This is a genomic window from Paenibacillus sp. JJ-223, from assembly GCF_927798175.1.
Taxonomy (GTDB): Bacteria; Bacillota; Bacilli; order Paenibacillales; family Paenibacillaceae; genus Paenibacillus; species Paenibacillus hubeiensis.
In genome coordinates this window covers 13,213-36,695 of the sequence record NZ_CAKMMP010000016.1, presented here as the reverse complement: position 1 = coordinate 36,695, position 23,483 = coordinate 13,213, and the positions used below count along the sequence as shown (strand labels likewise).

The 23,483-nt window shown below is 56.3% G+C and carries 17 protein-coding genes; 15 read left to right on the top strand and 2 right to left on the bottom strand.

Annotated elements, in window-relative coordinates:
• Positions 1–5 precede the first annotated feature (5 nt).
• Positions 6–1,772, bottom strand: coding sequence for a hypothetical protein (locus L6H98_RS24430; RefSeq protein ID WP_236420297.1), 1,767 nt, complete (start codon positions 1,770–1,772; stop codon positions 6–8).
• Between the two features lie 137 nt (positions 1,773–1,909).
• Here L6H98_RS24430 and L6H98_RS24425 point away from each other — a divergent pair, with 137 nt between their 5' ends.
• Entirely contained in the window at positions 1,910–2,728 is an 819-nt protein-coding gene (locus tag L6H98_RS24425) for an endonuclease/exonuclease/phosphatase family protein (protein ID WP_236420296.1), read from the top strand.
• Positions 2,729–2,866: 138 nt separating this feature from the next.
• Here L6H98_RS24425 and L6H98_RS24420 read toward each other — a convergent pair whose 3' ends face one another.
• Positions 2,867–3,694 (bottom strand): methyl-accepting chemotaxis protein, encoded by an 828-nt coding sequence (locus L6H98_RS24420; RefSeq protein WP_236420295.1) that lies wholly within the window; start codon positions 3,692–3,694, stop codon positions 2,867–2,869.
• Between the two features lie 478 nt (positions 3,695–4,172).
• Between L6H98_RS24420 and L6H98_RS24415 the strand changes: the two genes are divergently transcribed.
• The 14 genes from L6H98_RS24415 (at position 4,173) to L6H98_RS24350 (ending at position 23,200) form a co-directional block, all read left to right on the top strand.
• Positions 4,173–6,467, top strand: coding sequence for a glycoside hydrolase family 88 protein (locus L6H98_RS24415; RefSeq protein ID WP_236420294.1), 2,295 nt, complete (start codon positions 4,173–4,175; stop codon positions 6,465–6,467).
• Between the two features lie 218 nt (positions 6,468–6,685).
• Positions 6,686–8,020, top strand: coding sequence for an extracellular solute-binding protein (locus tag L6H98_RS24410; RefSeq protein WP_236420293.1), 1,335 nt, complete (start codon positions 6,686–6,688; stop codon positions 8,018–8,020).
• A 43-nt stretch (positions 8,021–8,063) separates the two neighbouring features.
• On the top strand, positions 8,064–9,014 hold the full coding sequence (locus L6H98_RS24405) for a sugar ABC transporter permease (protein WP_236420292.1): 951 nt from the start codon (positions 8,064–8,066) through the stop codon (positions 9,012–9,014).
• Positions 9,011–9,859 carry a carbohydrate ABC transporter permease gene (locus tag L6H98_RS24400; protein ID WP_236420291.1) on the top strand — a complete coding sequence of 283 codons (849 nt, stop codon included), beginning with the start codon at positions 9,011–9,013 and terminating at the stop codon, positions 9,857–9,859. Before L6H98_RS24405 ends, L6H98_RS24400 begins: the two co-directional genes overlap by 4 nt.
• A gap of 27 nt (positions 9,860–9,886) precedes the next feature.
• Entirely contained in the window at positions 9,887–11,743 is a 1,857-nt protein-coding gene (locus L6H98_RS24395) for a sensor histidine kinase (protein WP_236420290.1), read from the top strand.
• Positions 11,740–13,347 (top strand): response regulator, encoded by a 1,608-nt coding sequence (locus L6H98_RS24390; RefSeq protein ID WP_236420289.1) that lies wholly within the window; start codon positions 11,740–11,742, stop codon positions 13,345–13,347. Before L6H98_RS24395 ends, L6H98_RS24390 begins: the two co-directional genes overlap by 4 nt.
• 57 nt (positions 13,348–13,404) lie before the next feature.
• Positions 13,405–13,953, top strand: coding sequence for a GNAT family N-acetyltransferase (locus L6H98_RS24385; RefSeq protein ID WP_236420288.1), 549 nt, complete (start codon positions 13,405–13,407; stop codon positions 13,951–13,953).
• 188 nt (positions 13,954–14,141) lie between these two features.
• On the top strand, positions 14,142–16,007 hold the full coding sequence (iolD, locus tag L6H98_RS24380) for a 3D-(3,5/4)-trihydroxycyclohexane-1,2-dione acylhydrolase (decyclizing) (protein WP_236420287.1): 1,866 nt from the start codon (positions 14,142–14,144) through the stop codon (positions 16,005–16,007).
• 21 nt (positions 16,008–16,028) lie between these two features.
• A complete protein-coding gene (gene iolE, locus L6H98_RS24375; RefSeq protein WP_236420286.1) occupies positions 16,029–16,958 on the top strand; it encodes a myo-inosose-2 dehydratase in 930 nt (309 codons plus the stop codon).
• Positions 16,955–17,965: a 5-dehydro-2-deoxygluconokinase gene (iolC, locus tag L6H98_RS24370; RefSeq protein ID WP_236420285.1), complete on the top strand. Its 1,011-nt coding sequence runs from the start codon at positions 16,955–16,957 to the stop codon at positions 17,963–17,965. Before iolE ends, iolC begins: the two co-directional genes overlap by 4 nt.
• Positions 17,966–18,409: 444 nt before the next feature.
• Positions 18,410–19,885, top strand: a complete 1,476-nt coding sequence (locus L6H98_RS24365) for a CoA-acylating methylmalonate-semialdehyde dehydrogenase (RefSeq protein ID WP_290371489.1) — start codon at positions 18,410–18,412, stop codon at positions 19,883–19,885.
• Positions 19,886–20,061: 176 nt separating this feature from the next.
• Positions 20,062–21,114 (top strand): inositol 2-dehydrogenase, encoded by a 1,053-nt coding sequence (gene iolG / locus L6H98_RS24360; RefSeq protein WP_236420284.1) that lies wholly within the window; start codon positions 20,062–20,064, stop codon positions 21,112–21,114.
• 115 nt (positions 21,115–21,229) lie between these two features.
• The gene (gene iolB, locus L6H98_RS24355) at positions 21,230–22,039 is read left to right on the top strand and encodes a 5-deoxy-glucuronate isomerase (RefSeq protein ID WP_236420283.1); all 810 of its coding nucleotides are present in this window, start codon (positions 21,230–21,232) and stop codon (positions 22,037–22,039) included.
• Positions 22,040–22,192: 153 nt separating this feature from the next.
• Positions 22,193–23,200, top strand: a complete 1,008-nt coding sequence (locus tag L6H98_RS24350) for a LacI family DNA-binding transcriptional regulator (protein ID WP_236420282.1) — start codon at positions 22,193–22,195, stop codon at positions 23,198–23,200.
• Positions 23,201–23,483: the final 283 nt, after the last annotated feature.

Sequence of the window (23,483 nt, the reverse complement as noted above, 5' to 3'; positions counted from 1 at the left end):
GGCGCTCATGAGATCAATTTCCCTTTCCGAAGCTCTTCCTGCAAGGCCCGCAGCCGGCTGTTGCGAACAGCGAGTGAAGTAATGAACGCTTCCCAGCGTTCTTCCTGCTTCAATTTTTTATACAATTTGGCCAGCCGCTTGAGCAGTTTGACCGCTGCTTTGTATCCGTCCCGGTTGCGCTGCTCGATATGGCGCTCGGCAGCCTGGTGGTAGAAGGGCAGCAGCAGCTCCGGCGCCTCCTTCTCGATCGGTTCCAGCATAGCGACCCGGAAATCGAGCGGCTCAGCGCCTGTGCTTAATTGAAAGTCGATCCATCTGCGCCATTGCCCACGCTGATGCATCGCTTCTTCATAGGCCGGACGGGAATGGGGAAGCATACCGACCAAGGTATCCCACATCCGGTTTTCCTCTTCCGGCAGATGGCGAAGCGTGTCGTCCCATAGCTGCATGTATGCCTGCAGCGAATCGTTGCGGCGGCCGACCAGAAGCGGCCCGAGCTCGCCGAGCCATGCGGCTAGACGTTCCCAGCGGGAATCATCGGCGAGTACATGCAGAAAATGCATCAAATGCTCCGGCGGCATACCGAATGCGGAGTGTCCGCGACCCAGCAGCTGCCAAGCCCGTTCATCCCGTTCCAGGTGAAACAGGATCCATCCCTGCGCCAGAGCAAGGGGGAGGGAGCCTGCAGCGGCTGGCTTAACACGTTGTTCGGACCCAGAGCCATTTGCAGCTCCATCCCGGCTTCCGCCTGTCGGCATTGAAGCACGTTGAATTTCCTGCTCTACCGCCACAAGGGTACGCAATTCGGATTCAAGCATGGGTACCCGCTTGTCCGACATGGGAACGATCCAGTTCAACCAGAGCTGCCGATAGATCGGCGTGAAAAACAATAGGGTTTGCGTTTCGGACAACATCTGGCTGCGCAGGTATTGAACCGTCTCTTGCACCCGGCTCCAGATTCGTTCCCGCTCCGCTTCGCTTTGATTGGATAGCTCAAGCGGTCGATTCAACTCGTTTTCCGCGTTCTGCAGCAGGGCATCGGCAGCCATTTGTGCGGCAACATTCAAATAGATGGGCATACTTGGAATTGAACCGCGTTCCGGCACGCAAAAACGCAGCAGATGCAAGTGTGCGTGCAGTGCGAACAACTGGTCCATTCCGGGGGATAACTTGGGCTTGATCGCGTAGAGCTCGTCTTGGGCTTCCTGCACGTAGGATACGCTGGGCGTTCCCGTGCCAAGCCGGACCAAACATTTGGCGAACAGGTCATGCCATGTATCGATGTGCAGCTCCGCCAGCGCCGCGGCTTCTTCCTTCAGTTTCATATAGCCGTAATCGGGAGGCGTCTCCGTCCGGGGAACCGCCGTGTGTCCGGCTCTTCCGCTGCTTGCCTTGCCAACCGGTTTGGAGGAATTGCGTTTCAAAACCGTGCTTGTATGCGCATTGGCTATGGCCTGAACGGGGCGGCCAAGCTGTTCGGCCCAACTCATCATGATTGCAGCGATGTGCCTGCAGCCCGAAGCTGCCGGACAGGTACATTGACTTTCCGATAACGCGTAGGGGTTCAGCGTGGCTTCTTCGTGTTCGTCCGAACCTTGAACGGTGGCCGAGACGTTGCCTTGTTCGCTATAATGCAACGCAGCGACGCGTTTTTGTTTATAATATTGGAAGCCGCGCATGAGGGTCAGGCTGTCATACTGGTCGGCCACCTGGGCGATCAGCTGCTGCCACTGCGCGTCAGTCATGTTCATGTCATTCGATATGTTCATCATTCCATCTCCTGGCTACGTCATGCTCTATAACCATCATATCAGTTATGGACTGCCTCGTGCATGAATTCTGCGAATAGTTTCCGTTTCGATGCAGCGCCGACGACATGCAGCCAGAATATAACTACGGGAGCGAGCTTATGAAACTGTTAACGTTAAACGCCCACGCATGGGTAGAAGAAGACCAGATGAACAAAATCGGCGGACTGGCCCGGTTCATTAACGAAAACCGGTTCGATATCGTCGCCTTGCAGGAGGTTAACCAAACCGCGCAGGAGCAGCCGCTATCAGCAGAGGAGCTGGACCGCTATGTTGTTGCCGAACCCGGTACGGTCATTAAAAAGGATAATTACGCCCACGTCCTGCTTGGGCAGCTGGATACGCCCTACTATTGGACATGGATTCCGACCCATGCCAGCTTCGGCAAATTTGATGAAGGACTGGCCATTTTGAGCCGGACGCCGATCAAGGCGGCGTTTGGAGAGTATGCTTCGCATCTTCAGGATTACTACAATTACCGGACTCGCAAAATCGTTGGGGTGCAAACGGTCGTTGAAGGACAGGCAACCTGGTTTGTGAACGGTCACTTCAATTGGTGGAACGACGAGCTGGAGCCGTTTAAAGAGCAGTGGGATCTCACCGAGGAAAAGCTGGCCCCTTACAAAGAACAGCCGTTATACATTATGGGCGATTTCAACAATGTGGCGGAGATTCGTGGCCAGGGTTACGATTACATGGTGGAAAAGGGCTGGAATGACCTGTACGCGACAGCCCTCAGCAAAGATGAGGGAGCAACAGTAGTCAAAGCCATTGCTGGTTGGTCGGACAACAGCCGTCCTCTGCGCATTGATTACATTTGGTCCGCGCATCCGGTTCAGGCCCAATCTTCAACGGTTGTGCTGAACGGAACGAACGGTCCGGTTGTATCGGATCATTATGGCGTGGCGGTGGAGATCTAGAATCGCTCAAAGGTTCGTGTGGATAGGCCCAACAAAGGCCGCCCGTCGTAGTTTTCTTCGAAATCTACGGCAGGGCGGCCTTTTACATCATTATGTCCTGTCTATGTATCGATCTTAAAGGTGACTTAGCGATCCTTTCTATTCCAAGGCCAGCATCTGGTGCACGAATTTTTTCAGATCGGCGCTCGTTTGGCTGAGCTGTTCGATGCTTACCATGAACTCCGCGACCAATTGGGCTTGATCCACCGTGGCAGTCGTAATTTGACTGATTTCCTGCTCCATATGTTTCATGGACTCGCGAACGTTGCCCAAAGAGGATTCAATGTCTGCAGCAGCTTGCTTCGTGTGATCCGACAGCTTGCGAACTTCGCTGGCCACCACGCCGAACCCGCTTCCCAAATCGCCTACTCGTGCCGCTTCAATCATGGCGTTAAGTCCGAGCAGGTTCGTTTGTTCCGATACTTCGCGAATCACCGAAGTGACTTTGGTTACGCTTACCGAGTTTTCCACCGCCTGTTTCGAGTTGCGCAAAATCTCCTCCGATGTGGCAGACAGCTCCTCGGAATGCGCAGCAACCTGCTGAATGCCGCCGAGCAGCGCGTTGATCGTGGATTCGTTCTCGTTGATCAGGTTTTCCAAGGTAAGATGATTGTCCAGAGAATAGTTCACGCCCAGAATGCCGACAACCTCGCCGTTTTCCTTGATCGGAATCAGAATGGAGTCGAAGGGTCTTCCCTGCAGGTCGCCAGGCATGCGAACAATGGTACGAGAGTCTTTGTTGGCAAGCATCTTGAAGTTTTTGTAATCGTCATGAAGCTCGTCCCCGACTTTTACACCGATCTCCAGGCTTTTGGCTTCGGAGAAATAGAGCACTTTCTCATGGTCATTAATGGATATCGATACGTCGTCGCGAAACATTTGCTGCACAAAAGGCATGGCATTCACCAAAGATTCTAGCGTATTCATGGTTCATCGTTCCTTTCCAATGCAAATGGCTTGAATTAAAATGGGGGGATTCCCCAGTTAAATCGTGGAAATTTCCACCTACTATCTATATCGGCAGTTGTTGTCGGAAACTAAACCGTTGTTTGAAGGTTTTGCGGACATCCCCTTCTGCGGTTGAACTAGACGAAACGTTGAATCTGGAAGCAGGGAACGGATGGCTTTACGGCAGGTGGTTTCATCAACCAACCATGCCTCGATGGACGATCTTTCCTGTCCGACCGGGGATGTAAACGCAACCAAAAAACTTGTGGCGTCCCATGAGGCCGTCGGGTATACTGTGGCTATGATCTGTCGTTCATCAGAAAAAGGGAAAGGCGGGTCCTGCATTGAGAAATGGTATTTCTTATGGAGGTTAAGCGCTAAACCTAGCTTTATATGAAGTTCATTATGGCTTTTGCTGCATGTTGGCATGATTTCAGCGAGAGAGGGATGTATATCTATGACGATCTATTTCAATGAACCGCAGAGCATGTACCACCGATTCGGGGATGACCCCGAACACGTATTGAAGGTGCTGGCCGAGCGTTACATCGGGGCTAATCCGCAAGCGGATTTCGTGTATCGAAAGTTTCAGAAATCCGGTATTTTGCAGAATGATCAAGGGCTCTATGATCTGAATCTGGGGGAACGCTTCCCCGATGCGAAGCAAGGACAGGTTTCTTATGCCGCTGCGCTGGTCTGGGGGGATGAGGATCGGAATTTGGACGTGCTGGTGAGCTGTTACGGTCCGGTTCGTTTCTGGTTCAACGGTCTATTAACCTATCGTTCCACGGTCATCGATGAAATCAAGCCTGATGCAACCGTGAAGCTATCCTTGGATATCAAGCCAGGCTGGAACACGCTGCTGCTGGAACTGAAAAATACGGCTGCCGGATTCGGCTGCCGATTCGGCTCCGACGAAGGCAAGGTCCGCATCCTGAACGTGCTGGCTCCGTTTCGGGGGAGAAAAGGTAGCGCGGGCTGGGTATATTCCGAACCGATCTGCCCGGATCACGTTCCCGCAGGCATTGGCGACCTCCTCGGCGAGGAGGGTCCGGACTTGCTTGGCGACGAGGCGGCCTGCGGTCTGAATTGGCTGCCAGAAACGCGGTGGTCCCCCGAGCGGCAGAACCTGCCTGTGCCGGAGCGTTTATTCGGGCGGCTCCCGGGCCGGCGGGTGTACGGCTGGACCCGAATTCAGGCGGGCAGCCCCGCGGGGATTCCCGTTCGCCTGTCAGGCCATGCGTCGGGACCGCTCCGTATTTGGCTGGAGGGCAAACTAGCGGCAGCACTGCCTGAGGCGGGTTCGTTCGACGTGGAGATCGAAGCGGGACCCGGAACGGGCAATTTGCTGGTTTGCAGCGAATGCCCCGCGGCCGGTGAGCCATGGCAGTTTCATGTGGGCGCAGCCATCGGCGCGGAGCCGGTTGCCCACGAGCTCCCATGGCGGGTTCATGGCGCGGAAGGCGAAACATGGCTGTATGCAGGTCCTTTTGAAGCCGAGGCGGAACCTGATGCGATGGAAATGTGCCGTATGGATCGGATTTTTGCGGTGCAGGGCAATGGCGCAGATCACGAACCGGAGCATACGTATTGGCGGCTGGATGGACCCGAGGCATGGGTGCGTCCTTATTACGAGAATGCGATGCTGAGCAACAAGTGGACCGTCGGTTCCGTTACCAATTACGGACGCTGGGATTATCCGCTCGGCGTAACCGTATATGGTTTGCTGCAGACGGGACGTTACCTGGACAGGCCGGATATGATCCGTTACGCAGCCGAGCATGTGCAGGCGTGTACGACCATGTACGAGTACTCGCTGTGGGACCGGAAGCAGTATGGCTTTCCGGCCATCAACCAACAGCTCGTCATGATGAAAATGCTGGATAATTGCGGTTCGTTCGGTTCTGCCATGCTGGAAGCGTACGGCGATTGCCGGGAGCAGACCTTTTTGCCCATCGCGGACAAGATCGCGGACTTTATGCTCAACAAGCTGGAACGGCGCGAAGATGGAGCCTTTTACCGGAAATGCCCGGGCGAATATTCGGAAAATACGATGTGGGCGGATGACCTGTACATGAGCACGCCGTTCCTTGTCCGTTATGCACGCCTGAAAGGCGACCCGGCTGCGCTCGACGAAGCGGCGAAACAATTTTTGCTTTTCCGCAAATACCTGTTTATGGCCGATCAGAAGATCATGTCGCACGTTTATGACTTCAAGTATGGACAGGCCACGCGCATTCCGTGGGGACGCGGCAACGGCTGGACGCTGTTCTCGCTGTCCGAGGTGCTTGCCGCGCTGCCGGAGCAGCATGCGGACAGACCGGCATTGATCGCGTTTTTCAACGAATTATGCGAAGGATATGCTGCCCTTCAGGGGGAGAGCGGATTATGGCACCAGGTGCTGAATGAGCCGGATACTTACGAAGAGGCCTCGTGCACGGCGATGTTTGCATACGGGTTCGCCCGGGGAGTGCGCTTTGGCTGGTTTAAGAAGCCGGAAGTGTATGCCGAAGCTTCGCGAAAGGCATGGCAGGGATTGACCCGCGTGGCCATCGACCGTCAAGGAAACGTGCATGGCGTATGCAGCGGATCGAGATATGCGTTTACCTCGGAATACTATGACAAGGACTTGTTGACGGTGACCAATGATAACCATGGCATCGGCATCATGATGCTGGCAGGCACCGAGGTAGCGCGTATGCAGCAGCATTTGGAACAACGCCAATCGCCAGCAGCTGTCCGGTCATCCTGAATACCGCAAAGGCAAAGGCCGAGAAGGCGACATGTGCGTAAAACGCCGCCGGGAGTGCATGCTCCCGGTGGATTTTTAGATCAGGAAGATCGATCCTCCTCCCAACCCCTTACTTTTTTGACAGGATGGCTTACTTTTGTTTATGTTCCGCCTGAAGAACTCCCGGTACAATATATTTGTAAGCGATTACATGTTAAAAAAGGGGAGGAAATTCATCAATGCTGCATATGAAAAAGTGGGTAACCCTGTGCTGCCTGACCCTGTTATTATTCGCTACAGCCTGTTCGGGGGGAACCTCCAGCCCTGCGGCGTCATCCGACGGCGGGGATAAAGGAGAAACTTCCGGCAATATCGAGCTCCGCATGACGTGGTGGGGGTCGCAGACGCGGCATGATCTGACCACCAAAGTCATCAAGCTGTTTGAAGAAAAGCATCCCGGCATCACGATCAAGCCGGAGTACTCCGGCTGGGACGGATATATGGATAAGCTGACCACTCAGGTCGCCGGCTCCAACGCGCCGGACATCGTGCAGATGGACTACGCGTTCCTGACCGATTTTGCCCGGCGAGGGGCCTTGCTGGACTTGACTCCGTATGCAGACAGCAAGGAGCTTCGCACGGAAGACCATGACGAGAGCATGATCAAGGCCGGAACGATTGACGATAAATTGTACGCCATCACGCTCGGCGTGAATGCACCTGGCGTCATCTATGATGCAACGCTGTTCAAGGAGCTGGGCATCGAGGAACCGCAGGAAAGCTGGACATGGTCCGACTTCAGCAAAATTGCCGCCAGCATCGCCGCGGCCAAGGGCGAAGGCTTCTACGGTTCGGCGGATATTTCGGGCGCGACGAACATGTTTGAAGTGTTCATTCGCCAGACGGGCAAAGGGCTGTTCGACGGGGGCACGCTGACGGCAACCAGCGAAGAGCTGCAGCAGTGGTTCGACATGTGGGGAGCGCTCCGTGCCAATGGCGGCGCAACGCCGGCCGAGGTGACGGCATCCACGACCAACGCCACGGAGACGCGTCCGATCTCGCTCGGAACGGCCGCCATGGACTTTGCCTGGTCCAATCAATTGCTGACATTCCAGCAGGTGAACAAAAACCAGGATCATACGCTGGGAATCCAGGTCATTCCGCATTCCGAAGGCGAGAAACAGATCGGCGAATACCTGAAACCGGGGCAGTTCATATCCGGGTATGCCAAAACGAAGCATCCCAAAGAGGTGGCGATGTTCATCGACTTCATGGTGAACGATCCGGAGGCGACCGCCATCCTGGGATCAGAGCGCGGCGTGCCGGTGAACTCCAGCATTCGCGAGCAGTTGAAGCCCAATCTTTCCGAAGGGGAGCAGACCATTTTCCAATTCATCGACGTTGTATCTCAGCATTCCAGCGAGATTGACCCGCCGTATCCGCAAGGGTTCTCCGAAGTGGATGCCAGCTTCAAAACGGCGAGCGAACAGATCGCATTCGATCAGGGAAGCATGCCGGATGTCATTGCGCAATTCATCGAAGGCGCCAAGGCTGCGCTGGGTTCAGGCCAATAACAGTCTGCACGTATCCGGAATCCAATGAGCGGGAGGAAATGACATGAGTACAACGCAGGTCAGCCATGCGACAACCGAACGCGTGGCTGCCCGGGCCGCGAAACGGAGATATGCCCATAACCGGGCAGCTCTCCTGTTCCTCGCCCCGTGGCTGGTAGGTTTGCTGCTGCTGACGCTTGGACCGATGATTGCTTCGTTATATATTTCGTTTACCGACTACAGCATCCTGACCTCGCCTGTATGGGTCGGCCTGGAGAACTACGTTACGATGTTTACGTCGGATAAGTTGTTTGGCCAATCGCTGAAAGTCACCTTTACCTATGTGGCCGTCTCCGTGCCGATCAAACTGATTTTTGCGCTGATGGTGGCGCTCCTGCTGAACAAGGGGATCCGTGGACTCGGGCTCTATCGAACCGTTTATTACATTCCGACCTTGCTTGGCGGCAGCGTGGCGATTGCCATGCTGTGGCGCAAAATGCTGGGCGGTGACGGCCTGCTGAACGGGCTGCTCGCCATGATCGGCATCAAGGCCCCCGATTGGGTGGCGAACCCGAAGTATGCCCTGTATTCCATCGTGCTGCTGTCCGTGTGGCAGTTCGGCTCGTCGATGATCATTTTTCTGGCTGGACTGAAACAAATTCCGCCCGAGTACGAGGAGGCATCGGCGGTGGACGGCGCAGGCCCTGTACGCCGGTTTTTCAACATCACCTTGCCGATTTTGTCCCCGGTCATTTTTTTCAATCTGGTCATGCAGCTGATCACCTCCTTTCAGTCATTCACGCAGGCTTTTGTCATCAGTAACGGAAGCGGCGGACCGGTCAATTCCACGCTGATGTATTCCCTGTATTTGTACAAAAAGGGTTTTTCGTTCTTCCAAATGGGTTACGCCTCTGCCATGGCGTGGATTCTCGTTATTCTGATCGGCGTGTTTACTTTGCTCGTGTTCCGCAGCAGCCGCCTGTGGGTGCACTATGAGGATGGTGGAAAATCATGATTGGACAACGCAGCTCTACCGCATGGGTCGTTGCAAAGCACGTAATGATCTCGGCGATCGCCTTTGTCATGCTGTACCCGGTGCTCTGGATGTTAGGCAGTTCGTTTAAACCGGGGCACATGATATTCACGGAAACGTGGTTCTGGCCGAAGGAATGGAACTTTAGCAATTACGTGAGCGGCTGGACGGGGATTCAGGGCAATCCGTTTTCCCGCTTCCTGACCAACTCCGTCGTATTGTCGCTGGGCGCCGTGCTGGGCAACGTGATCTCCTGCTCGATGGCTGCTTATGCCTTTGCCAGACTGGATTTCCGCTTCAAGGCGGTGTGCTTCGGGCTGATGCTGATGACGATCATGCTGCCGCATCACGTGACGCTGATCCCGCAGTATATCTTGTTCAACCATCTGGAATGGATCAATACGTACCTGCCGCTCGTCGTACCGAAATGGCTTGCCACGGACGCGTTCTTTATTTTCCTGATGGTGCAGTTTTTCCGCGGGCTGCCCAAGGAGCTTGACGAAGCGGCCACGATCGACGGCTGCGGTCCGGTTCGCATTTATACCAAGGTGATTCTGCCGCTTGCGTTCCCGGCGCTCGTCACCACGATGATCTTTACCTTTTTGTGGACATGGGACGATTTCTTCAGCCAGCTGATCTATTTAAGCGACGTCAGCAAATACACGGTGCCGCTCGGTCTGCGCCTGTTCTTGGATTCCAGCTCCCAATCGGATTGGGGACCGATGTTTGCGATGTCCGTGCTGTCTCTGCTGCCATGCTTTATCGTCTTCATCGTCTGCCAGAAATACTTCGTGGAAGGCATCGCGACCTCCGGGCTCAAAGGGTAATTCCAAGACGAAGGTAGGGACTTTAGGATGAGGAAACGAAGCGTATCCTTGTTTATCCGCCATAGGCTGCAGCAAAGCAAGCTCACCACTTTGATGGTGACTTGCTTTATTGCATTTAATCTGCTGCTTGTATCGGTGATCGTATGGCTGTCCTATCAGTCGTTCTCCAAAGTGACGTTCACCGAGATCAGCAATGCGCGCCTGGCGCTCCTCAACGAAAGCACGCGCCGAGGCTTCGATTTCATCACGAACGTAACGGGCACCGCGTATTCCCTGGCAAGCAACCGGGAGCTGTCCAGCCTGCTTGAAACGGCAGGCACGGGCAGGCTGACGCAGATTCATCAAAGGCGCGAGGTCGCCAAAATACTGGAGCACACCGTAGTCGTGAGCGAGGGGATCACCTCGGTGGAGCTGTACACCGATGCGTTCAACGGCGTAGCCGTGACGATGGCCGATCGCATTTACCCCGTCGATACGGTAGCGGCCGATTCGTGGTACGGCGCGCTGGAAAACGCGGATGCCGCCTGGGTCCCGCTCAGGGAGAACGGATCGGGGCATTCGCTCGTCGGATACGCCCAGCGCATATTCGACAGTCATGGCGGCACGGTAGCTTATGTACTGATCCGGTTAAGCCGGGAGGACATCGTTCGGCGTTTTGCCGATCTGCCGCTCGTATTGGACGGACAGGTCCTGCTCGTGGATACGTCGGGGAGCGTCATCATGCAAATGGGCGAAAACGGAGCGGATGGCACGGCCTTCGGCAATGGCGACTCGTCAAGCGCGGAAACAGCGACGGTGGGGGATGCTGCGCCTTGGGTTGATCAAGCCTGGCTTGAGGAACATGCAGCGCATGCAGGGGACGGCTTTGAGGTGGCGTCTGCCCCGGGCGGCTCGCAGCTCGTGCTCTATTCCCGGCCTGCCATGCTGCAGTGGCGCTTGGTGCAAATCATTCCCGTGCACATGTTATTAACCCCTGTCCGTGCGGCGGGTTGGCAGGTGCTGGGGGTAGCCGTCATAGGGTTACTGTGTTCGGCCGTGTTGGCCTGGTTGTTCGTTCGCGGCATCGTGCGGCCTCTGCGGCAGTTGATTAAACGCATGCGGCAGCTGGAGCGCGGGAACTTCGACACGCGCGTCGAACTTTCCTTTACCGAGGAGTACGCCCATCTGGCCTACGGCTTCAACCACATGGCCTCCCGGTTGACGGATCTGATGGACCAGGTCCGCGAAGAGAGCCGAGCGAAGCGGGAGGCCCAAACGAGCCTGCTGGAGGCGCAGATCAAACCGCATTTTCTCTACAACACGCTCGACATGATCCACTGGCGCGCCATGGACTATCAGGCACGCGACATCAGTCGCATGATCGTGCAATTAAGCAAACTGCTGCGCATCGGGCTGAGCGGAGGCAAACTGTTTATTCGCGTGCGGGACGAGTTGGAGCACGCCCGCTGTTACGTGAGCATTCAAGCGGAACGACTGCCGTTTGCCATCGACTACGAAGAGCGGGTCGACCCGCTCGTGCGCGGGTGTTACATTCCGAAGATCATCCTGCAGCCTTTTATCGAAAATGCGGTCATGCATGGCCATCCTGCGGACGGGGTGCTTCAAATTCGGGTGGACATCCAGGCGGAAACAAGTAATTCAAAGGACCAGCTTGTTATTCGCATTACGGATAACGGGCAGGGACTGCCGGACGGTTGGGCGCTGGGGGAAACCACCGGCATCGGCGTGCGCAACGTACATCAGCGCATCCAATTGTACTGCGGAACAGGGTATGGCGTGCAGCTTGGCACGGCCGAGTCGGGCGGCGTACGGGTGACGCTTACGCTGCCGCGGATCGAGAGCGAGGAACAATTGAATCTGTGGGTAGGCGGTGAGAGCGCATGAAAACGATCCTGCTGGTGGATGACGATCCGCATATGATCCGGGCGCTGACCCATCATGTCGATTGGCCATCCCTTGGCCTGACCATTGCAGGAACTGCCGCGAACGGCGCGGATGCATTGGAGCTGTTTCGCGGCGTGAAGCCGGACCTGGTTATGACGGATATCTACATGCCGGGAATGACGGGACTTGAGATGACGCAGGCGCTGAGGAGCGAGCATCCCGACGTTCCTATCATTATTCTGAGCGGGTACGACGAATTCGAGAATGCACGGGCGGCGATGCGGTGGGGCGTGAACCACTTTTTGCTGAAACCGGCGGAGGTGGAGGAAATCGAGGCCGTGCTGCGCGAGGTCATGCTGGAACAGGATGTGAGAGAGCGGCGAGAGCGGCTGGAGCGCGTTTATAAACAGGAGATCGGACGTGTGCTTCCCTATCTGAGAAAACAGTTCCTGCATGAGCTTCTCACCACGCGCTACCGTCCGGAAGAAATGTCGCGGGACCGAATGGAATATGTCGGATTGAGCGATGCCGGACGCGTTCGGGCCATCAGTCTGCAGCTGGGTCGCCCCGAATTCCTGACGCGCATGAAAGAACGCGACTGGCAATTGCTCAGGTATGGCGCGGCGGACATCATCAGGGAAACCGTGCAAACCCATGCTTCAATGATGGCAGAGAGGCAGCATATCGAAGTGATCGACTACTCGGATCGAGTGTTCGTGCTCGTTATGCTGGAAGGCGATTCTTCGGCAGAGTCGATTCAGCGGCTGCTGCAGCGCATGATCGACCAGGTGTTCACGTATCTCAAAATGGAGATGAACGCAGGCGTCGGCGGGTGCAAGGGCCATTTATGCGAGTTGATGGACTCCTATCTGGAGAGCCGGGAGGCGCTGGAAACGGCAGAATTCCAGGGGGGCAGCCGGGTGTATTGTTATGAAACGGACGGGTGGCAGGAAGCTCCTGCTCCCGATTACTCCATACAGCTTCGGCAATGGAGCGAAGCGTGGACCGACATGCGGCCGGACTTGGCGGAAGAGGTATGGCGCCACATTCGCTGTTTGTTGGAGAAAGGGAGCGGAACGAGCATGCAAGAGGTACAAGTGGTGGCCGTGAGCCTGTTCGATACGCTGACGCAAAGTTGGAGCAGCCGATATCCCAGGCTTGACCCTCCGTTGGCAATGAGCGACTTTTTGCGCGAAATTCAGCTTAAATATACGCTGCAGGATCTGATATGCTGGATGGACGGCGTGATTCGGAATTGGCTTGAGCAGGCAAGGAAAGAAACGGCCGAGAAGAAAACCAACAAGCTGGTGATCCAGGTCAAGCGATACGTGGAGGAGCACTATGCGGAAGAGATCAGCTTTGAGGCCATTGCGCGGGGGTTGTACGTTCATCCCAAATATTTGAGCCAACTGTTCAAGCGGGTGACGGGGGAAAACTTCGTCAGCTACCTTAACGGATATCGGGTTCGGAAGGCCATGGAGCTGCTCAAGACGGGAAGATACATGGTGTACGAGGTGAGCGAGATGACGGGATTCCGCAATGCGACCTATTTCAGCCAGGTGTTCAAAATGCTGACGGGAAAAAGCCCGTCCGAAGTAGACTAACCGCGGATCATGAACAGATGACATGCTGAATAGAATACGAAATGGAGTTATGAGGAAATGGTAATTGAAGAACAGCGGTTTCAGTCAAAGGGCAAGACATTTGCGATCAGTTCGGCGCAGGAAGGAGACGGAGAAGCGTTGTCGGCACTGCGCTTGCGGATTGACGGGGAGACCGAACATATGGATCGCGAGCCGGGTGAAGCGTTTATCGATGCCATCGGTTTTGAAGATCTGATTGCCCGGGATACGATCAAGCCGCGAAATCTGTTTTTGGTGGCTGTGGCGGATGGGAAGATCGTGGGATATTCGAGATGCGAAGGGAGCGAATTGAAGCGGTTTGCGCATAAGGTGGAATTCGGCGTAGGCGTTGCGCAGCATTATTGGGGGTACGGGATTGGTACGCGGCTGCTGGAATGTTCACTTGGTTGGGCGGATGCACAAGAGGCGATTAAGAAAGTGGCGCTGACCGTGCTGGCTGCCAATGCGAAGGCGCGAGCCCTGTACGAGAAGGCGGGGTTTGAGGTGGAAGGCGTGCTGCATAACGACAGGCGGCATGCGGACGGAACGTACCATGATACGATCGTGATGGGAAGATTCAGGCCGTAATTTGGCGAGTCTGTGAAAGAGGAAAAGCGTTTTATGGGTTCTGTAATAAAACGCTTACAAAAAATACTTGCCTAAATGATACGGCTGTAATATCATGTGAATTAAGCGCTTAACCTTCAGGGGTAAGGCGCTTAACTTTAACGTAGATTAAGCGCTTAACCCATGAAGGGAAAGGAGACGATTCATCCATGACAACGATTCGGCTGACGATGGCTCAGGCATTGCTCCGCTATCTCGACCAGCAATACATTTCCGTGGACGGCGAGGAAACGAAGTTCGTAAAAGGCGTCATCGGCATTTTCGGGCACGGCAACGTGACCGGCATCGGGGAAGCGTTGGAACGCAGCCCCGGCAGCCTGACGTATTTGCAGGGCAAAAACGAGCAGGGCATGGTGCATACCGCAGCAGCCTACGCCAAACAGAAGAACCGCAGGCAAATCTATGCCTGCACCACGTCCATTGGACCGGGTGCCTTGAACATGATCACCGCTGCAGCGACGGCTACGGTCAACCGGATCCCTGTGCTGCTGCTCCCGGGAGACAATTTCGCTACGCGGGAGCCTGACCCGGTGCTGCAGCAGCTTGAAGTTGGAAGCGATTACACCATTTCCGCTACCGATCCGTTCAAAGCCGTAAGCAAGTACTGGGACCGCATCGTACGGCCGGAGCAATTGATGACGGCGTTGTCGAACGCGATGCGGGTGCTGACCGACCCGGCCGAGACGGGCGCGGTGACGCTGGCGCTCCCGCAGGACGTGCAGGCCGAGGCATATGATTATCCCGCGGCATTTTTCGAGCGGCGGGTGCACTACCTGGACCGGCGTCCCCCGGTCCGGGCCGCCCTCGAGCGGGCGGCTGAGCAGATCGCCCGCGCACGCAGGCCGCTGCTGATCGCAGGCGGCGGCGTACTGTACGCCGAGGCGTCCGCGCAGCTTGCGGCCTTCGCCGAAGCCTTCGGCATCCCGGTCGCCGAGACGCAAGCCGGCAAAAGCGCCCTGGCATGGGACCATCCGCTCAATGTGGGAGCGGTTGGCGTAACCGGTTCGCTGGCGGCCAACCGGCTGGCGCGGGAAGCGGACGTTGTCATCGGCGTCGGCACGAGGTTTTCGGACTTCACGACGGCGTCGAGGTCTGCTTTCCAGCATCCCGACGTATCCTTCGTCAATATCAACCTGAACGGCATGGATGCCGCGAAGCTCGGCGGCGAAGCGGTGCTGGCCGATGCGCGGGAGGGTCTTCAGGCTTTGCAGGAGGCGCTTCAACTGCGGAAATATCGCAGCGGATACGAGTCATCCGAGGTGGCGGATCTCCGTCGACAGTGGGATGCCGAGGTCGATCGGCTGTATGCGCTCAAGCATGAGGCGGGATTGGCGCAGACGCACGCGCTCGGCATCATCAACGACGCCATTCCATCCTCATCCGTAATCGTCTGCGCCGCGGGGAGCCTGCCCGGTGACCTGCACCGTTTGTGGCGGTCGGCCGAGCCGAAGACGTACCACATGGAGTATGGCTTTTCTTGCATGGGCTACGAAGTGAGCGGCGCGTTTGGGGTAGCCTTGGCCGAGCCGGATCGTGAGGTGTATGCGTTGGTTGGCGACGGCAGTTATCTGATGCTGCACTCCGAATTGGTGACCAGCCTTCAGGAAGGACGCAAAATGACGATTTTGCTGTTCAACAACAACGGCTTCCAATGCATTCACAATTTGCAGCGGGAGCACGGCAGCGACGGGTTCGGCAACGAATTCCGCTATCGCGAGGCCGGATCCGGACGTTTGACCGGGGAGTACATGCCGATGGATTTCGCCGCCCATGCCCGCAGCTTGGGTGCAAAGGGTTATCGGGCGGAGAATGCGGAGCAGCTGGAACAGGCGCTTCGAGCGGCGCAGGCCGAGACGGTCACGACATTGATCGAAATTCCGGTGGTGCCTGGCACCAACTCGGGCGGTTATGAATCGTGGTGGAACGTGGGCGTTCCCGAAGTATCCGCAGAGGGCAAGGTGGTAGAAGCACACGGCGCCATGCGGCGGAATCGCGCCAAAGCAAGGCTCATCTAATCGCAAAGGAGACGGGAATATATGAGCAAGCTTCCATTTCGGATCGGCATTCATCCGATCAATTGGGTCGGCGAGGATGTGAAGGAACACGGCAACGATACGACGTGCGAACAAATTTTGGACGACATTCAGCGTCTCGGGCTGACGGGCACGGAGATGGGGCGCAAGTATCCGACGGATCGGATTGAGCTTAAGAAGGAACTGGATCAGCGGGGCATCCGCCTCGTATCCCAGTGGAAGTCGGTGCTGTTTTCCGATCCTTCCTATCGGCAGTCCGAACTTGACGGTTACCGCCGCCACGCCGAATTTTTGCAGTCCATGGGCAGCACGGTGATCAGCACATGCGAGGTGGGCGGTTCCCTGCATTTCGACCCACGGCGCACGCCCCATGAAAAAGAGGTGCTGAGGCTGGGAGAGCCGGAGTGGCAAGCCTTGGCGGAAGGGCTAAACGCCGCCGGGGAGATTGCCCGCGAGCATGGTTTGAAGCTGACGTATCATCATCACGGCGGCACGGCGGTAGAACAGCCGGAAGAGATCGATAAGCTGATGGAGCTGACCGATCCTGCCCTGGTTCACCTGCTCTATGATACAGGGCACGCTTATTACGGAGGAGCCGATCCGTTGGAAGTGCTGCGCAAGCATTATGACCGGATCGCTTACATTCACCTCAAAGATGTCCGTCCACAAGTGCTGGCAGAGGCACGGGCGGAGCAGAGCGATTTTGTGGGGTGCATTCGCAAAGGAGTATTCACGGTCCCGGGTGACGGCTGCATCGACTTTGCCCCCATTGTGCAGGAGCTCGTTTCCCGAGGGTACAACGGATGGGCGATGCTTGAAGGGGAGCAGGACCCGGCAGTGCATAACCCTTACGAATATGCAAAGCGTTCCCTGGCGTATATCGATTCTCTTGTCCGGGAGCCAAACGATACGGAAAGGAGCCCGCTCACATGAACTACGTTGATTTCCCCGCTTCGCGGAAAATGGATTTCACGGCGATCGGCCGCCTGTGCATCGACTTGAACGCCAATGAAATCAACCGTCCGATGGAAGACACGATGACGTTTACGAAGTATGTCGGCGGTTCGCCCGCCAATATTGCAATCGGGATGTCCCGTCTTGGCTTGAAAACGGCTTTTGTCGGCAAAATCGCGGACGACCAGATGGGGCGGTTCATTCACCGCTACCTGGAGAACAACGGCATCGATACGTCCAATGTAGTTACTGATGATACCGGTGCGGTTACGGGGCTGGCTTTCACGGAGATCAAAAGCCCGACCGATTGCAGCATTCTCATGTACCGCGACAACGTAGCAGATCTGAAGCTGCGCGCCGGAGAGGTGCAGGAGCAGTTGATCGCCGACTCGCGCGTATTGCTGATTTCGGGCACGGCACTGGCGCAAAATCCTTCCCGCGAAGCGGTGTTTCAGGCTTTGGCGTATGCGAAGCGGCATGGGGTGGTGATCGTGTTTGATCTCGATTACCGTCCTTACACGTGGACGTCGCCGGAAGAGACGGCGGTGTACTACAACCTTGCGGCCGAGAAATGCGACATTTTGCTGGGCACCCGCGAGGAGTTCGACATGATGGAGGCATTCGACCACAACCCGGACCGCAGCGATCAGGTGACGGCCCGGAAGTGGTTTGATTTTTCGGCCAAGATCGTCGTCATCAAACACGGCAAGCAAGGCTCCATCGCTTATACGAGGGAGGGCCAATCCCACCGTGCGGACAGCTATCCGGCGCGGGTGGTGAAGACGTTCGGCGCGGGCGACTCCTATGCTGCCGGTTTCCTGTACGGCTTGATGCAGGGCTGGACGATCGAGCAAAGCATGGGTTACGGCAGTGCGGCTGCATGCATTGTGATTTCCAGCCATAGCTGTTCGGATGCGATGCCGACAGTAGAACAGGTCAACGACTATATTGAGCGCTGCAACCGGGGCGAGATTACGGTGCCCTGAATGGTGACGCAGGCAAGAAGTAGCGCAAGCCCATTTAGGATGATATTGCTGGAATGTGTGAGGCTGGGTCAGGAAAATTTGGTTTCCGGTTCAGGCAGGAACTCCAGCAACTTTATAGAGGATGGCCGAAGTTTCAAAGGCTGTGACAATGTGGTTGGAAAATGTAACGAACATGAGGCACCTTATTCCCTCGAAAATGGAGGCTGTCTAATCCTAACGAACTTCAGCGGCGTTATTTACCGGAATTAGCTGCGACAAGAGCATAAATGGGGCAAATAACGCTTCTCATGTTCGTTAGAATTCCAGATGGTCGAAGTTTCGCCGAATAGCGTGCATCAGGTTCGTAAGAGGTAGACATCGACAGCCGCTACCAACGCCAGAGCCAGGGTTGCTATGCAGCAGAGACGAGTATACCGACTAGAACACCGTTGAAAGGGGAACAGGATGATGGGAAATGAAACTTCAACGCAGACGGGCGTTAAAATCGTGCAAAACTGGATCGGGGGTGCCTGGACTAGTCCGGCAAGCGACCGCAACGAGCCGGTGGTGAATCCGGCGACGGAAGAGGTCATCGCCCTCGTTCCGTTGTCCGAACAAGCGGACGTGGATCTTGCCGTGAAGCGTGCGAAGGAGGCGTTTGCCTCGTGGAGCAAAACGCCGGTTCCGCGGCGCGCGCGCATTCTGTTCCGCTACCAGCAGCTGCTGGTGGAGCATTGGGAGGAGCTGGCGCGGCTGGTTACGCTGGAGAACGGCAAAAGCTACAACGAAGCTTACGGTGAAGTGCAGCGCGGCATCGAATGCGTCGAATTCGCGGCAGGCGCTCCGAATCTCATGATGGGCAAACAACTGCCCGATATCGCCACAGGGCTCGAATCGGGTATGTACCGGTACCCTATCGGCGTTGTAGGGGGAATCACCCCCTTCAACTTCCCGATGATGGTACCGTGCTGGATGTTCCCGCTGGCGATCGCGTGCGGGAACACCTTTGTCCTGAAGCCGTCCGAGCGTACACCGCTGCTGGCATGCCGCCTGGCGGAGCTGTTTCAGGAAGCGGGGCTTCCGGACGGCGTGCTGAACGTCGTTCACGGCGCGCACGACGTCGTGAACGGGCTGCTTGAACACCCGGATGTTCAAGCGATCTCGTTTGTCGGCTCACAGCCCGTGGCCGAATACGTGTACACGACTGCCTCCGCGCACGGCAAACGGGTGCAGGCGCTCGCCGGTGCCAAAAACCACTCCATCGTCATGCCGGATGCCGATCTGGACCTGACGGTGAAGGAAATCACGAGCGCCGCTTTCGGCTCCGCAGGTGAGCGCTGCATGGCCTGTTCCGTCGTCGTTGCCGTCGGCGACGTGGCGGACGCGCTCGTGCAGAAACTGGCGGATGCCGCCGACCGGATCACGATCGGGAACGGCATGCATGACGGCGTATTCCTCGGCCCGGTTATCCGCGGTCCGCACAAAGAGCGCACGCTGGGCTATATCGAGTCCGGACAGCAAGAAGGGGCGAAGCTCATCCGTGACGGCCGGAAGGATGAAGCGGCCGGAGCATCGGGGTATTTCGTCGGGCCGACCATCTTCGATGACGTGGACAGCACGATGAAAATTTGGCGGGACGAGATTTTTGCGCCCGTGCTTTCGATTGCGAGAGTAGCTACGCTGGAGGAAGCGATCGAGCTGGCGAACCGCTCCGAGTTTGCCAACGGGGCATGCCTGTTCACGCAGAGCGGTTCGAGCATGCGGCAGTTCCGGGAAACGATCGATGCGGGCATGCTAGGCATTAATCTGGGCGTACCTGCCCCGATGGCGTTTTTCCCGTTCTCGGGCTGGAAAAAATCCTTCTACGGCGATCTGCATGCCAATGGCACCGACGGCGTCGAGTTCTATACACGCAAAAAAATGGTGACGGCCCGCTGGTAATCGGCGGCAAGCCAAACGCATTAAAGCGCAAGTGCATACTTGCATGCGTGCATGGAACGGCGTTTTTGCGAAGCATCCCCTCTACGATCCGTGGTGGAATGATGATTCGCGTCATAAGAAGCTCCGCTCCTTGAATGGTTGCAGTATGTCCAGTCGCATACGGGGAGGATAAACGAATGACGAAGGACAAGGTGAGAATCGGAATTATCGGAGCAGGCAGGATCGGCAAAATCCATGCCGACAATCTGCTCCGCAACCCGCATGCCGAAATCGTCGGCATCAGCGATCTATATGCAGGGCCCGAACTGGAGAGCTGGGCCGCAGGACGCGGCATCCCGGTTGTCACGACGGACAGCGGCAAGCTGCTGGCCATGTCCGACGTGGACGCGGTGCTGATCTGCTCGTCCACTGACACCCATGTGCCGCTCATGGAACAAGCGGCGCGCGCAGGCAAACATATTTTCTGCGAGAAGCCGGTCAGCATGGATCTGGCGCAGACCCGTTCTGTTGTGGAGGCGGTCCGGCAATCGGGCGTGAAGCTGCAGATCGGGTTCAATCGCAGGTTCGACCATAATTTCAGAAGGGTACGGGAGCATGTGCAATCGGGTGCCATCGGGGACCCGCACATCGTCAAGATCACGTCCCGGGATCCCAGCCCGCCTCCGGCGGAATACATTCGGGTATCGGGCGGCATTTTCATGGATATGATGATCCACGATTTCGACATGGCCCGTTATTTGACGGGCAGCGAAGTGGAAGAAGTATATGCGCAGGGCAATGTGCTGATTCATCCGGTCTTTGCCGAACACGGCGACGTGGATACGGCGATTGTTACCCTGACGTTCAGCAACGGCGCGATTGGGGTCATCGATAACAGCCGCCAGGCGGCATACGGTTATGACCAGCGCGTTGAAGTGTTCGGATCGCTCGGCAGCGTCGCCGCGGCCAATGATCATCCGAACACAGCCGAGATCAGCACGGCGGCAGGTCTGATGCGCGACAAGCCGCTGCATTTTTTCCTGGAGCGGTATAACGAAGCTTACGTGCAGGAAACGGCTCTGTTTATCGACGCGATTCTAAACGATGTGCCGGTGCTGGTTGACGGTCATGACGCCGTGCAGGCAGAGCGCATTGCGCTGGCGGCCCGCATGTCGATGCAGCAGGGAAGACCGGTCAAGCTTAGCGAAGTGCCGGGGGCTCCCGTCGGATCGAAGACGGTTTCTTTGTGAAGAACGTCAATCATTGGAACGAAAAGCCGGATCACAGATATGCTGCAAATAAAGGATCGGCAATCATGGGCATATTGAATGCTTCCAAGTTCATGGAAAGGAGTGTTATCCACAAATGTCGGAATACATCATCAAACCGAAGAGCACGCCTGACGAAGACGGAACGATCCTGACGGTAACCCCGGAGACTGCCGGATGGGAGTATGTCGGTTTCCAAGTGGCGAAACTGGCGAAGGGACAGACGCTGACGCGGGAGAGCGGCGATCAGGAGTTATGCATCGTCTTTCTCAGCGGGGTGGGGGACGTCTCCACCAGAGAACAGACCTGGGAGCATGTGGGGAAACGCATGAGCGTTTTCGAAAAAATTCCCCCGTACTCCGTGTATGTTCCAAATTTGGATCGGGTAAAAATTACGGCACGAACAGCGTTGGAGCTGGCCATCTGCGCGGCCCCGGGAAAAGGCAGTTATCCGGCACGGCTGATTGCGCCCGAGGATGTCGGCGTGGAGGGACGCGGTTACGGAAACCTGGAACGCCAAATCCATAACATTTTACCGGAGCAGAAGGAAGCCGACAGCTTGCTGGTGGTGGAAGTATTTACGCCAAACGGCCACTGGTCCAGCTACCCGCCGCACAAACACGATCAGGATGCATTGCCGGAAGAATCGTTGCTGGAGGAAACGTATTACTTCCGCGTGGAGCCCGAGCAAGGGTTTGCCATTCAACGCGTGTATACCGATGATCGTTCCTTGAATGAGACGTTAGCCGTGAACAACGGAGAAGTCGTGCTGGTTCCTCGCGGATATCATCCGGTAGGCGCTCCTCCAGGGTATGACGTGTATTATCTCAACGTGATGGCCGGCCCGACACGAATTTGGAAGTTTCGCAACGATCCGGATCACGATTGGCTGATGCAGCCTAAATAATTCACACCCGTCTTCGTTGCCGTTATGCCGGTTAGGATACAGCTTGTGCCTGAGCTGGATGGGCGGATCATGACAGTCCATGCCGACTCATGTTGCTTATGGGGGCATCCGCCTGCATAATGGGATGTAAACGAAACCAAATGGGGAATCTCGATGAAAGCAACCATTTACGATATTGCGCGGGAGGCCGGGGTATCTATTGCAACCGTCTCCCAAGTCATTAACGGCAAAGGCAAAATCAGCGAAAAGCGGCGTGCCGAGATCATGGAAATCATGGAGCGCCTGAACTATCAGCCCAGCGCCATCGCCGCGGCTCTGACGGGCAAACAGACGTACACCTTTGGGCTGCTCGTACCCGATATATCCAATCCGTATTTTGCGGAACTTGCCAGGGCGGTGGAGGATCGAAGCCGCAAATTGGGCTACAGCGTCGTTATTTGCAGTACGGACAACAAGGACGAGCGGGTAGAGCGCTATTTGAACCTGTTACAGCAAAAAAGAGTCGACGGCATGATGATCGGAACAGGGATCAGCAATGCCGAAATTTTGGCGCCGCTCCTGCAGCAGTCCATTCCCGTGGCCTTGATTGCCCGGCACCTGCCGACACTGGAGGTGCACACCGTCGCAATCGATGACCGGTTGGGCGGGGCCCTGGCGGCGCGTCATCTGCTGGAGCTTGGGCATGAACGCATGGCGGTTCTGGCGGAGCAAGCGGGGGTGAGCAGCAGCCGCGAGCGGGTGCGCGGCTTCCGTGAAGCATTGGAGCAAGCAGGGCATGAGCTGGCAGCAGAGCGAGTGCTGGAGTCTGCAATCGAGCCCGGCGCAGCCAAAGCGGCCGCGCTGCAGCTGCTCGGCGCATCCCCTCGGCCGACGGCGCTCTTCTGCTGCAACGACATGCAGGCCATCGGAGCGCTTCAAGCCGCCAAAGAACTGAAGCTGCGGGTACCGGAGGAACTGTCTGTCGTTGGTTTTGACAACACGATCCTTGCCTCGGTGACCAGCCCGCCGCTCACCACGATCGCCCAGCCGATCGAGGAACTTGGGCGCCATGCCGTGGATTTGCTGATCGATGAGCTCAAAGAGGAAAGGCAGCCTGCCCGGAACATGATCCTGAAGCCCGAGCTGGTTGTTCGGGAATCGACGGCCAAGGCCCGCTCATAATCGCTCGGGCAGTGCAATCCAATCAAAAAACAAGCCGAGATCACGCTCAAGCAAGGCGTGAAATGCACCCCGATTGTTAGACACACTCTAACAGTCGGAGGTGCATTTTTTGTTTTATTTTCGGCGCAGTGCCTCATAACTTACGTCGATTCGTTCGAACTTGTTGAACGAGTGATATAAGATTTAATGGTATACTGGGAAATATGAACATTTACTTCAGTTACATGAATCATTCTTAAAATATGCAAATGGAGTGAGGGGATTTTGCTGAGGACAAAAAGAG